This is a genomic window from Wolbachia endosymbiont (group B) of Germaria angustata (assembly GCF_964026725.1).
Taxonomy (GTDB): domain Bacteria; phylum Pseudomonadota; class Alphaproteobacteria; order Rickettsiales; family Anaplasmataceae; genus Wolbachia; species Wolbachia pipientis_C.
The window spans coordinates 296,358-308,297 of record NZ_OZ034691.1 but is presented as its reverse complement, the minus strand read 5'-3'; the positions used below and the strand labels follow the sequence as shown (position 1 = coordinate 308,297).

The following is an 11,940-nucleotide window of genomic DNA, read 5'->3' as shown; positions in this document are numbered from 1 at the left end:
TAAGTTGTAACAGAAGTAAAATCAATTTATCAATCTAAATATTAATATATATATTACTTAGTATAATAAAAGTAACTTTTACATAAAAATTTTAATAAAAAGATATAGGTTTAAATATTTTATCCACTAACATAGAGAAGTATTTGTTAATTCAAATAATACTTTTATTAATTAATTTAAGGAGTGTGAAATGCCAAAAAAAATTCCAAAACACTAAGAATAGCATGCGAAAGAGAGAAACAACAAATAAGCAGGAGATGGATGGTCCAACAATTAGAATTGTATCTGACTTGGAAAGTATAAAACAAAACAGAAGGGTAGAATTTTTAATTAAAGGAGAGAATTTAACAGTAAAAGACCTCTCTATATCTTCTAGAGCAGCTGAGATAGGCTTGGTTACAGGAATAGTAAATTCAATAGACATTCCTCAAGCAATTCGTGAATCGACAATAGATAGAATTATTTTAGGTCTTAAGAGTGGAGAAATAGAAAAAGGTAAAGAATATAATTATAGAGAATTTAAGAAAATATATCTACAAAACCTTGTAGATGAATTGGGTAAGGATAGTTCAAAAAAGCTAAAAGAAAGAACTGATGAAAATAGCCAATTGAGAGGATCTACTACTGAAGAAATTGATTATCAGATGAAGGAAGGTGTAACTATCGAATCAGCTTCTTTAACAAAACAAGAATTCGATTTTGCATCAAGCAAAGTAACTACTAAAGAGATTAATGACGTAATAAATGAAATAGAAGAATCAAACGCTAGTTATGGAATTACACCTGAAGGTATAAGTAGTGTTTCCCGTTTTGATAGTAATTCACAAGAAGTATTAGATCATTCTATATTTAATAGCACAGATGTGGAAGGGCCTAAATTACCCGAAATAAATGGAGGACAGTATATAGGAATAGCAGGGATTGCTGGTGGTATATTGGGTGGAGTGCTAGCAGTAGCTTTTGCAGGATTAGGATACTTTGTATGGCATAGAAAAAATAGGGAAGGTAGCTACGATGTTGAAAAAGCTATGAAAAACCTTCCTGAACAAACTCAACTTGAGCATTCCGGATCTACATCAGAAATAGAATCTTTGCTCAGCAATGCTACATCGGTAGCACATCTATCTTCTCAGATTAGTGTTGAGTAAAATTCCAGAGTTTGATGGCACAACAGTGCCATCAACTTAGCGCTTACAGCACTTATATGCTCTGGGACCAAAGGAGAAGAAATTTTCCTGTCTTACACAAAATTTATAATTCTTTCTCTAATTTTATATCATTTTTACTAAGGTATAATAAATTGCAATGAGAAATTCAGATATTAATATATGTATTATTTAGTATAATAAAAATATAAAAATCTTAGTGAAAAGATGTGGACTTAAATAATTTATCTTTTATACATAAGGAAATATTGGTCAGCTTGGGGGTCATATATGTCAAGAAGATTTAAAAATACTGTAGGAAAAAAAAGATCAATCAATAAGGAAAAAAGGAATAGATGGATTAGTATTGAATCAGAATTGCGAGATGTAGAACAAAACAGAACAATATATTTTCTATTGGGAGGAGGTGATTTAAAACTTAAGTATGTATGTATGCCTGACGATACATCTTATCGTATTCTTGTTGCTGAAGGAGAAATAGTGCATGCAGAAAATCCAAAAGTGATGATTGATGATATTGTTTCTGACCTCAAGAGTGGAAAAATACGAAGTTATAAAAGATATAATGCCAAAGAGTTTTATGAAAAGTATCTCAAAGAGTTTTTGAGTAATGAGAATTTGCAAAAGCTGGAAGCTGTTGATATTGAAAGTACAACAACAGAACTACCAAACTTAAAACAAGTAATGGAAGAAATGAAAAAATCAAACGCTAGTAATGGAATTACAATTCAAAATATAGGAAATGTTAAAAATACGACAAATATTTTGGGTAATCCTATGATTCATGATAGGAACTTGAGAAGATTTAAATTATTGGAAACATCTCGATCAAATAAGGAAAATATGGGAGTGTTAACAGTAGATATGTTAGCAATGGGAGTAGTCTTGTTAGCAGCTATCGCAGCAGCTGTACCATTTAAATGTTGGTTTTATAATAGAAAAAATAAAAGCCATAGTAGTTCTAAGGAAGAAACTTCATCTAGTAATTTATTAAGTGCAATAACCTTAGAAAGTAGAGGTAATAGTATTATTTAGTCAAAATATTGCAAAAATAGAATTTTTTTATTATTTTTTTACAGTTTCCTCATTTAATAATTTTTATGCTCTAATTATTATACTTAATTTATCATTACCTGTTGTGTAAACAGGATGAGAATTTTCAATAATCTACATCCTTTAGTAAGAAAAAATCAATACATTCACGATAAATTTACCTCATATCTGTGTTTTATATGTGGAATTTCGAATGGAAAATTATACAGGCAAAGAAAGAAGAATAGTGAATATAGTTACTCAACATTGGAGTGATATAAAAGGATCAGATAGAGAATGGCCAGAAAGACATGAAATAGACACTGCAGAAATCATGGAGTCATGGCAGCATTGTTTTATCATTGAAGTTAAAGATCGAGGTTATATTTGTGAAAATGCAGGAGAAAAAGCTATTGAATTCTATGGTTTTGAAAAAAAGATGTACATCGATGATAAGTATGCAATTGATGCACCATTTTTGCGGTTATATAAAATAGATGCAGTTATTGATAAACTTGAGACTGTAATAGAGAGTAAATGCTCAATTAACGAAGAGGAAGAAAGTGAAAGTGTTAAAATAAGGCAAGTATTGCTACCAATTGGGAATGAAGAAGGTATAACACATATACTGGGTGTGATTACATTCAAGCTGCTTTAAAATACAATTTTAATTTGATTCTTTAATAAAATTATCTATACTCATACTTAATTACTAATAAAGAATTAAATAGTGGTGTTTGTAAATTTGTTTAGAATATGACGAAAATAAAATTAAAAACCAAATCTTCTGTCAAAAAGCGCTTTCACCTTACAGCTAAGGGTAAAGTCATCTCTACTCAGTCAGGTAAGAGACATGGCATGGTAAAGAGAAGTAAATCTAATATTCGTAATCAACGCGGTACAACGATTCTCAATAAATCTGACTCGCGTATAGTTAAACTTTATATGCCTTATGGTATTTAATAAAATGGAGGTAAGATAAAAATGGCTCGGATAAAGCGTGGAGTCGCTACTCATGCTCGTCATAAAAAGGTATTAAAATTAGCAAAGGGTTATAGAGGACGGGCAAAGAATTGTTATAGAATTGCATTACAAAGGGTTGAAAAAGCACTACAGTATGCTTATAGAGACAGAAGAAATCGCAAGCGTGATTTTCGTGGTTTGTGGATAATACGTATTAATGCAGCGGCAAGAGAACATGGACTTACTTATGGTAGGTTTATGCATGGTCTTAAACTTGTTGGAGTTGATTTGAATAGAAAAATTCTTGCTGAGATGGCTGTTAATCATAAGGATGATTTTGCTAAATTAATAGAAACTGTAAATAGTAAGTTAGCAGAAAATTCCTAAAGCAAACACACCTAAAAACATGAGAATTATTTTCATGGGGTCACCGGGGTTTGCTGTTGGTGCGTTAAACTTACTATTGAAATTACAGAGTGAAATAGTAGCAGTATATACCAAAGCTCCAAAACCTTCTGGACGTGGGCAGAGGTTAACAAAATCGCCAGTACACATCGTTGCTGAAAAAAGTGATATAGAGGTATGTACTCCTACCTCTTTAAAATCTTCGATAGAGCAAGAAAAGTTTGGAAATTTTAAGCCAGACGTTGCAGTTGTTGCTGCGTATGGATTGATACTTCCAAAAGAAATTTTAAATATTCCCAAATATGGTTGTATTAATATTCATCCATCATTGCTGCCTAGGTGGCGCGGTGCAGCTCCGATACAGCACACAATTTTAGCCGGAGATCAAGAAACCGGAGTTAGCATTATGCAGCTAGATGAAGGATTAGATTCTGGCCCTATTTTAAAACAGAAAAAATTTCTTATTGAAAAAAGCGATAATTATAAGACGTTGTATGATAAATTGTCTGAATTAGGTAGTGATTTACTGCTGAAAGTACTAAACGAAATTGAAAAGCAAGTTCCCTTAAAACAGAGCGATAACGATGCGTGCTATGCTGACAAAGTAAAAGACTATAAAATTTACGCAAGTGACGCCTGTGAAATTGCTTATAGAAAGGTTAAAGCATTTTATCCAAAAGCATTCATTAAGGTAGAGAATAAACGTATCAAGATACTTGATGCTGAATTTGAAGCCTTCACTTCAGGACAAGGTGAAATCATTAATGATAATATGCATATAAGTTTAAAAGGTGGTACTTTAATTCCTAAAGTTGTACAAATGGAAGGAAGAAATCCTTGCGATATTAAAGATTTTGTTCGTGGCTTAAAATCAAGTTTAACAAAAAAATTTATAGAATAGACTACTTTGAAGGGAGGGTGAGAAGAGCTAAAGCAACTTCTACAATTTGGTATTCCGCTGCTTGTTAGCAGAATCTACAACAAGATACCGCGTTTTGGTGTACGAACATTGCAATTTGCAGGCAATTTGAGTAGTAGATGGTGTCATTCCAGTGCTTGACACTGGAATCCAGTTTCTATTGTACAGCCACCTGGTGTGTTCATTTAAAGTGAAGTTTTCTGGATCCCAGTGTCTGGGCACTGGGATGACATCTTTCTTGGTCTCTTGTATCACAATGTTCGTACAGTTGTGGATAACGTGGCGGTATGACGTAGTAGCTATATATAGACAAATTTTCTTTTCTTAGATATAATCTTAAGAAACCTTCCATATGAAAATTAAAAGAGCTTTAATATCAGTATACGATAAGACAAATATAATTGAACTTGCATCGTTTTTGATGCAGCAACAAATAGAAATTCTCTCAACAGGGAATACTTATAAAGTGCTATCAGGTGCGGGAATAAAAACGCAAGAAGTTTCAGATTACACACAATTTCCAGAAATACTAGATGGCAGAGTGAAAACTTTACATCCTAAAATTCATGGAGGAATACTCTGTGATCGAAAAAGGCACGAAAAGGAAATGCAGAATCTAGAAATTAAGCCGATAGATCTGCTTATAACTAACTTATATCCATTTTGGAAAACGGTTAATAGCAACTCAAGTGAGAAGCAAATCATAGAACAAATAGATATAGGTGGAGTAGCATTAATTAGAGCTACAGCAAAAAACTTTCATTTCACTTCAGTGATTTCTAGCATTCAAGATTACGAAACACTGAAAGCTGAGATGATCAAAAATAACAATCAGACAACATTAGAATATAGAAAACATCTAGCAACTAAAGCATTTGCTCTGACTGCACAGTATGATTCTAATATTTACAATTGGTTTTTATCACAGGGTAAAAGCAATGAGTTACCAGAGTTTTTTACTTTATATGGATGTAAAGCACAAGGACTCAGGTATGGTGAAAATCCTCATCAAAAAGCTGCATTTTATAGCAATCAATTTAGCAAGTATCCACTGGAGAAAATACATGGAAAAGAGTTGAGCTATAATAATATAGTCGACATAGAGTCTGCACTTAACATAATTTCTGAGTTTCAAGAACCTGCAGCAGTGATAATAAAGCACAATAATCCATGTGGCGCTGCTGTTAGTGATAGTGCTTTAAAAGCATATGAAAAAGCTCTATCATGTGATGAAATAAGCAGTTTTGGTGGAATAGTTGCTTTCAATCGGGAGATAGATTTAAAGCTAGCAGAGAAATTAAACGAGATATTTTTGGAAGTGGTGATAGCACCATCGGTAAACAATGAGGCGCTAAAAATTTTACAAAAAAAGAAAAATTTAAGAGTGATTATTCATCAATCTCTTCAGCAAAATGCAAAATATCAAATCAAAAATGTTGTTGGCGGGTTCTTAGTGCAAGAAAATAATAACCATACAGTAAAAGTAGAAGAAATAAACCGAGTGACAGAATGCACTACAACAAAAAAAGAGAAGGAAGATCTTATTTTTGCTTGGAAAATATGTAAACATGTGAAATCCAACGCAATAGTGATAGCAAAAGACGGTTGTGCTATTGGCATCGGTGCAGGACAAACAAGCAGAATAGATAGTGTGAATATTGCAGTAAAAAAAGCAGGTGAAAAATGTAAAGGCGCAGCGCTTGCTTCAGATGCATTTTTTCCATTTCCAGATAGTATAGTAGAGAGTGCAAAGCATGGAATTACAGCTATAATTCAGCCAGGTGGCTCATTGAAAGATCAAGACGTGATAGCAGCTGCAAATGAGAATAAAATTGCCATGTTTTTCACTTATGTTCGTAACTTTCTCCATTAAGCTTTGTATCCTGTCAAAATTATACCCACACAGGGCTTTGTTGCATAGCAGCTTATAGGTTTGAAAATTGTAGTAAATTGATGTAGTTACTTTAAACTCAACTATACCTATCTGTAATTGTAAGCTGTACTCTTGAGCTCCTGATGCGATTTATAGCAAATCCTAAAAGCCTTGCTGTTTTTCCTTATAGACATTCAGCTTACCTTGTATATTAGTCTATCTGGATGACATTTTACTTTTTCTAGAATATAATAATTCCCTAGAAATTACCCTACTCAATTCTATTGTACCTTGTTTAACATTGAAACATGAGTCTGGAATCTAGAAATTTTTTAAGAACAAAAGTTATTCTAAGTTTTTGTTGGTAAGAAAGACTGGATTCCAGTGGGCTTTGTTGCATAGCTCAGATAAAAAGAACTGGAAGTTACTGACGAAATTCACTATAAAACAGGCATTTAACCTACGAAAGAAAAATATGCCAACTAAAATGAAGGTCAGTAACTGCCATGGATATAACAGATTTCTGCAAGAAAGAGGAAATATTTTTCATTTTATTAATGAGGCAATAGAAAATTGGTACGAAAATAGCCCCAAAATGCGAGGTGGAAATTATATTTATAGTAATAAAGTTGTGATTTTAGTGCATATAGTCGCTAGTCTCTTTAGAATTGGCTTAAGACAAACGGTAGGGTTTATAAAAGGATATTTGCAGCAAGTAGTTAGCAGTCATTAGCTATTCGCAGGCTTCAAGAAGGTTTCAATATTAAGATCAATGATTGCAGAGTTGATAAAAACAATATGGAAGATATTGAAATTGCCATAGACAGTACAAGTATCAGATAATACACCTGGTAACAGTAAGGAAAATAGCGAAGTATCGCAGTTATAAACAGGTAAGAAAGCTACACGTAATATTGAGTATAAATAGTAAAAAAGCTATAGCTGCACAATATAGCAATGGTGCCTACTCCGACCATTATGGTGCTTGCGACTTGCTCAGCTTTCAGCATGCTATAAAAGCATTATATGCAGACAGAGCCTATCAAGCTTTATAAATTGTGCAAAAAATATGATATAAAGACAAAAATTTTACCGAAAAATCGTGCAGCGGAGCATACAAAATTGGATTATATGGCTGAAAGGAATGCTGCCATTAGATTATGTGGTAAAGACGGTGTGAAAGAGTGGAAGAAGGAAGCAGTTTATGGAAAAAGGTCATATATTGAAGGATTTTTTTCAAGATTAAAGCAAATATTTGGGTTTAGTTTTAGAAATAGATCTGAAGTAAATCGAGAAAAAGAGTTGCTAATAAAATGTTACTTACTCAATAAATTTACTGATATTGGCATGGCTAAGTTTGAGGTAGTTTCATGAATTTATTATCCTTTACCCACTATCCGATAAGCGATGCAACAAAGCCATCCCAGTGTCAGCTACTCGGTTGACACCATCATAGAGATCAGCTACTTGGATGATAAAAGCAAGAAATATCGAAGTGTTGTGCTAACCTCTTGCATTCAAACTCACATAAATCATGAATTGTGCACGCTTCACACAAAGGTTTTTGTGCCTTGCAAATGTATCTACCGTGTAAAACTAGCCAATGATGAGCATAAAGCAGGTATTTTTTTGGAACCACATTTAAAAGAGATTGCTCTGTTTTAAATATATCTTTTTCTTTCACAAGCCCAACTCTATTGCTTACTCTAAAAACATGAGTATCAATTGCCAATGTTGGAATACCAAGCCCTGAATTTAAGAACACATTAGCGCTCTTTCTCCCAACCCCTGGTAAAGATACCAAATCATCGAAATTAGTAGGCACTTTGCTATTGTACCTCTCAATCAATATTTTGCTGAGCCCGATTATATTTTTTGCTTTGGAATTATATAAACCAATACTGCTTATGTATTTTCTCAGCTCACTTTGCCCAAGATTCAGCATTTTTTCTGGAGTATCAGTGATACTAAACAGCTCCTTTGTAATTTTATTAACGCTTATATCAGTTGTTCGCGCTGATAGAACTATCGCAACTAATAACGTAAAATGATTGGTATAATTCAGCTCTATTTTTGGTACAGGATTTGATTGTTGAAACTTTTCAAATATCAATTCTACTTTTTTTGAGTCCATGCATAGAGCTAAAAACTTATACTACACTGTTTGCTGTGTAAATCCAATTCCTTGAGGTTCAAATTGCTGCTCAGCTTTGACATCAGACACATTAGTGTTTACCTCATCAAAATTCCTCTCAGCAAATTCGCTTGCCACTTCTGCAAACACTTTCTAACAAGAGGCATAATTATCGGCATTAATAGCCTTCGTGGATCATACCGTCCTAACAGATCAGTCTCCTTTTGCACTCTATCTCTTGGATCCTCTTCTAGTAAATCTTTTGTGTGCTTGTCAGCATATATTTCACAGCCTTTTGAGAAAACAGGAGCTAACATTTCAATTAATACTGCCAATAACAATAGTGGACCAAGTATAGCTCCACCAACAGTTAATCCATTAGCAATGAAATTTGTTGTAACTAAATAAACAGAAAAAGCAGCTAAAGGATAGTTGATAAGAAGTTTACTACTTAGCTCGATATAGCTCATTTTACTCATGAATTCATCAGTAGAAATTTCTGAGTTTTTATACTTCTCCATATAATAATTTACTAATGAATTACAGAGCTTATTGATAATGATATTAAATGCTATGATCCACCATGAAAAATAGCAACCTATAGTAATTGTAGTTAATAGAGCTAAAGGCAGAAGACTTATTTTTGGTACTAACATTAGAGCATTTTTGCGCTCTATAAATTTCAATGCTAATGTCTTTTTATCTTCTTCAATTAGGCTTCTCTTTTCTTTTAGAGGAGTAATATAATTGAATAATTGTATGCTTGGCTTTGCTATATATTGATATAACTCTTGCATTAACTTTGCACTTTTTACACTCTTCTGAAAATTATCTAAATTTTGATTTAGCAAAATCCTCTCTATTTCAGCCTGAAGTTCATTATAGCTTTTTAGGTCTTCTCCAAACGAACAATCATTTCTTTTTAGTATAGCAATCAACCCATCAAAATCTTTACCTACAGCTTCTTCCTCACTGATTTTTAGCTCGTTAAACAACTTTCTCCTATAGTGAAACTCTCTTGCTGTTAAACGTCCATTACTTTCAGCACCAACACTGACTTTAACACAAGGATTTCCTGACTCCAAAGGTTCAATGTACTTTTTTAGCCCTTGATCAGCTTTATAAAGCTGATCAAATCTATTTTTGTCTCCACCTTTGTCAGGATGGTTTACAAGTATCAATTTATTATATTGTTTTTTCAGAAACTTGCTAAGAGCTTGATAATCCTTACCTACAATTTGTTCAGCTTTTATCTCTAGTACGTTAAACAGATCATTATTATCATAAAACCCCTGACCAGTTAACTTAAAATGTTGACTCATTACTACGCCTCACATAAATACATGATACTATTAGTATAATATATTTAATGTTTCACACAAGCATAAAAATATCAAGCAACCACTAAGAGAAGAAACCCTCTTTCCCATCATACAAATACAACTTATCCATTCTCACCACATCAAAATTATGTTCCTCAAATTTGACTAGCAAGTTATTCACATCACTATTTGTAATTTCATTATTTGCAATGAACCTGCAGGTTATTTGGTCACTTGAAGACTTTGAGCCTCCTGGCCAAATTGCAAGTCCTTTTGAGTATATTGCTATCATTTTCAGATTACTCGATTCAAATAACCTAACTATTTGATCAAAATTGTTGGATTTGTCCCAGGCAAGCGTTATATCACTACCCACTAGCTTTTTAACTTTGTAATCTTGTTCGTAATTGTCTTGTACTTTATTTATTTTACTATCCGAATCACTGCTAATTATAAGCTCAGATAACGTTGTGGGTTTTTTCCCTAGATTATCTATAACAGCTTTTGCAAATTCTTTGGTACCAACTTTCTGCTTACTCCTTTTCTTCTTATATAAATCGGCAGTGTGTATTCCATCCTCCAAAGTCTTCAGCCATGCATCATAGATTAGTTTTGCAGTACTCACTTGACCAATATAGACCAACATATGTACTGTGGCATTTAAAAGACCAGAAGGATTAGCCATGTTTTTTCCTGCAATATCAGGAGCAGAACCGTGCACTGCTTCAAACATTGCATATTCATTACCTATATTGCTACTTCCTGCAAGCCCTACAGAACCTGAGGTTTGTGCCACTATATCTGATAATATGTCGCCATATAGATTTTCAGTTACTATAACATCGAAATTCTCGGGCTCTGTAGCAACTTTTGCCATTCCAATATCAACTATATAATGTTCTATCTTTATATTTGGGTATTCTTTTGCAATACGATCAAACGCTGCATGAAAAGCGCCGTCAGTCATTTTCATTATGTTGTCTTTAGTCAGGCAAGTTACTTTTTTTCTGTTGTGTTTTTTCGCGTATTCAAAAGCATACCTGCATATCTTCTCTGAGCCAGATCTAGTAATAATTTTAGTGCATTGGTAAGAATCACCAGTGAGCCTATGCTCTATTCCCGTATAAACGTCTTCTTCATTTTCACGTATTACAACAACATCAAATTTATCGAATTTATTTTCTATAACAGGGTGATACGAAATGCATGGTCTAATATTTGCATACAGCCCTAAGTTCTTTCTGAGCGCAACGTTTAAGCTTTTGTGCCCTTTACCTTGAGGGGTTGTTGTTGGAGATTTGAGTAATATCTTTGTCCTTTCGATAGATTCCCAACCACTCGGAGAAATTCCATGAGACCATTCCTTACTATAAACACGCTCTCCTATTTCAATAATATCTATTGAGATCTCTGCTTTCGCTTCACGCAATATCGACAGCACCGCTTCCATAATTTCTGGTCCGATACCGTCACCATACGCAACTGTGATTGGTGTTGACATAACTTTCCTAATTACACATGACTTAATGTTAATTCAAATGATAGAGTGACACAAGTAGCTAATATTACCCAAATTAGTATAGTTACGGTTATTTAATAACGCATCTTTATATTAGATAGTGATACTAGAAATATAAATTAGGCTATGAATATTGAAATAAATCATGTGGGCTTCATGAAGCGTACTGTAGCATCCGTCCTTGATGCGGTCATATATTCACTCGCTTCTTTTTTATTTAAAGAATCAATATATGAGATCTTTATACTTATACTATATATAGTAGTAGAAATACTACTGATAACAAGATTTGGTGGTACTCCAGGAAAATTATTGCTAAAAATATACATAAAAGGTGTAAATACATTTACAAATGTTACTCTAAAACAGGTAATAATAAGAGGCTTTTTTAGAAACTATTCTTGGATTATTTTTCTTCCATTTTGGCTGCTGTCTTATTATTACCTTGAACATTCTCAATTTGACTATATTGCCTTATGTTGTCTCTTGTGTCCTGTTGTAATATTAATTTTACTTTTTGTATTAGCAATATTTGATAAACGCAAACAAACGTTTTATGATAAGATTGCAAAAACAGTAGTAATAGAATATAAACCTAGTTGATGTT

13 protein-coding genes and 1 pseudogene are annotated in these 11,940 nt (G+C 33.0%); 10 read left to right on the top strand and 4 right to left on the bottom strand.

Annotated elements, in window-relative coordinates:
• The first annotated feature begins 224 nt into the window (after positions 1 to 224).
• The 6 genes from AAGD63_RS01470 to fmt all read left to right on the top strand — a co-directional run bounded on the left by AAGD63_RS01470 (position 225) and on the right by fmt (position 4,467).
• Complete coding sequence (locus AAGD63_RS01470) at positions 225 to 1,148, top strand: hypothetical protein (RefSeq protein WP_341813578.1); 924 nt, start codon at positions 225 to 227, stop codon at positions 1,146 to 1,148.
• A 288-nt stretch (positions 1,149 to 1,436) separates the two neighbouring features.
• Entirely contained in the window at positions 1,437 to 2,201 is a 765-nt protein-coding gene (locus AAGD63_RS01465; protein ID WP_341813577.1) for a hypothetical protein, read from the top strand.
• 211 nt (positions 2,202 to 2,412) lie between these two features.
• Positions 2,413 to 2,856 (top strand): PAS domain-containing protein, encoded by a 444-nt coding sequence (locus AAGD63_RS01460; RefSeq protein WP_341813576.1) that lies wholly within the window; start codon positions 2,413 to 2,415, stop codon positions 2,854 to 2,856.
• Positions 2,857 to 2,954: 98 nt separating this feature from the next.
• Positions 2,955 to 3,161, top strand: coding sequence for a 50S ribosomal protein L35 (gene rpmI, locus AAGD63_RS01455; RefSeq protein ID WP_006013548.1), 207 nt, complete (start codon positions 2,955 to 2,957; stop codon positions 3,159 to 3,161).
• Between the two features lie 21 nt (positions 3,162 to 3,182).
• Positions 3,183 to 3,548 carry a 50S ribosomal protein L20 gene (rplT, locus tag AAGD63_RS01450; RefSeq protein WP_264331293.1) on the top strand — a complete coding sequence of 122 codons (366 nt, stop codon included), beginning with the start codon at positions 3,183 to 3,185 and terminating at the stop codon, positions 3,546 to 3,548.
• Positions 3,549 to 3,567: 19 nt separating this feature from the next.
• Positions 3,568 to 4,467, top strand: a complete 900-nt coding sequence (gene fmt / locus AAGD63_RS01445) for a methionyl-tRNA formyltransferase (RefSeq protein ID WP_211908448.1) — start codon at positions 3,568 to 3,570, stop codon at positions 4,465 to 4,467.
• 141 nt (positions 4,468 to 4,608) lie between these two features.
• Here fmt and AAGD63_RS06135 read toward each other — a convergent pair.
• A pseudogene (locus AAGD63_RS06135) lies at positions 4,609 to 4,761 on the bottom strand (WPE palindromic element domain-containing protein); the annotation flags it as partial.
• A 76-nt stretch (positions 4,762 to 4,837) separates the two neighbouring features.
• On the opposite strand from AAGD63_RS06135, the gene purH reads away from it, so the two are divergent.
• The 3 genes from purH to AAGD63_RS01425 all read left to right on the top strand — a co-directional run bounded on the left by purH (position 4,838) and on the right by AAGD63_RS01425 (position 7,732).
• Positions 4,838 to 6,358 carry a bifunctional phosphoribosylaminoimidazolecarboxamide formyltransferase/IMP cyclohydrolase gene (gene purH / locus AAGD63_RS01435; RefSeq protein ID WP_341813574.1) on the top strand — a complete coding sequence of 507 codons (1,521 nt, stop codon included), beginning with the start codon at positions 4,838 to 4,840 and terminating at the stop codon, positions 6,356 to 6,358.
• Between the two features lie 358 nt (positions 6,359 to 6,716).
• Positions 6,717 to 7,091 carry a transposase gene (locus AAGD63_RS01430; protein WP_341813573.1) on the top strand — a complete coding sequence of 125 codons (375 nt, stop codon included), beginning with the start codon at positions 6,717 to 6,719 and terminating at the stop codon, positions 7,089 to 7,091.
• A gap of 293 nt (positions 7,092 to 7,384) precedes the next feature.
• Complete coding sequence (locus AAGD63_RS01425; RefSeq protein WP_264331290.1) at positions 7,385 to 7,732, top strand: transposase; 348 nt, start codon at positions 7,385 to 7,387, stop codon at positions 7,730 to 7,732.
• 85 nt (positions 7,733 to 7,817) lie between these two features.
• On the opposite strand, the gene nth is transcribed toward AAGD63_RS01425, so the two are convergent.
• From nth to icd, 3 genes are all read right to left on the bottom strand, one after another.
• Positions 7,818 to 8,492, bottom strand: coding sequence for an endonuclease III (nth, locus tag AAGD63_RS01420; protein ID WP_341813572.1), 675 nt, complete (start codon positions 8,490 to 8,492; stop codon positions 7,818 to 7,820).
• Between the two features lie 98 nt (positions 8,493 to 8,590).
• Positions 8,591 to 9,814: a molecular chaperone DnaJ gene (locus AAGD63_RS01415; protein WP_341813571.1), complete on the bottom strand. Its 1,224-nt coding sequence runs from the start codon at positions 9,812 to 9,814 to the stop codon at positions 8,591 to 8,593.
• Positions 9,815 to 9,896: 82 nt separating this feature from the next.
• Positions 9,897 to 11,315 (bottom strand): isocitrate dehydrogenase, encoded by a 1,419-nt coding sequence (gene icd / locus AAGD63_RS01410; RefSeq protein WP_341813570.1) that lies wholly within the window; start codon positions 11,313 to 11,315, stop codon positions 9,897 to 9,899.
• 174 nt (positions 11,316 to 11,489) lie between these two features.
• Here icd and AAGD63_RS01405 point away from each other — a divergent pair, with 174 nt between their 5' ends.
• Positions 11,490 to 11,936 (top strand): RDD family protein, encoded by a 447-nt coding sequence (locus AAGD63_RS01405; RefSeq protein WP_341813569.1) that lies wholly within the window; start codon positions 11,490 to 11,492, stop codon positions 11,934 to 11,936.
• Positions 11,937 to 11,940: the final 4 nt, after the last annotated feature.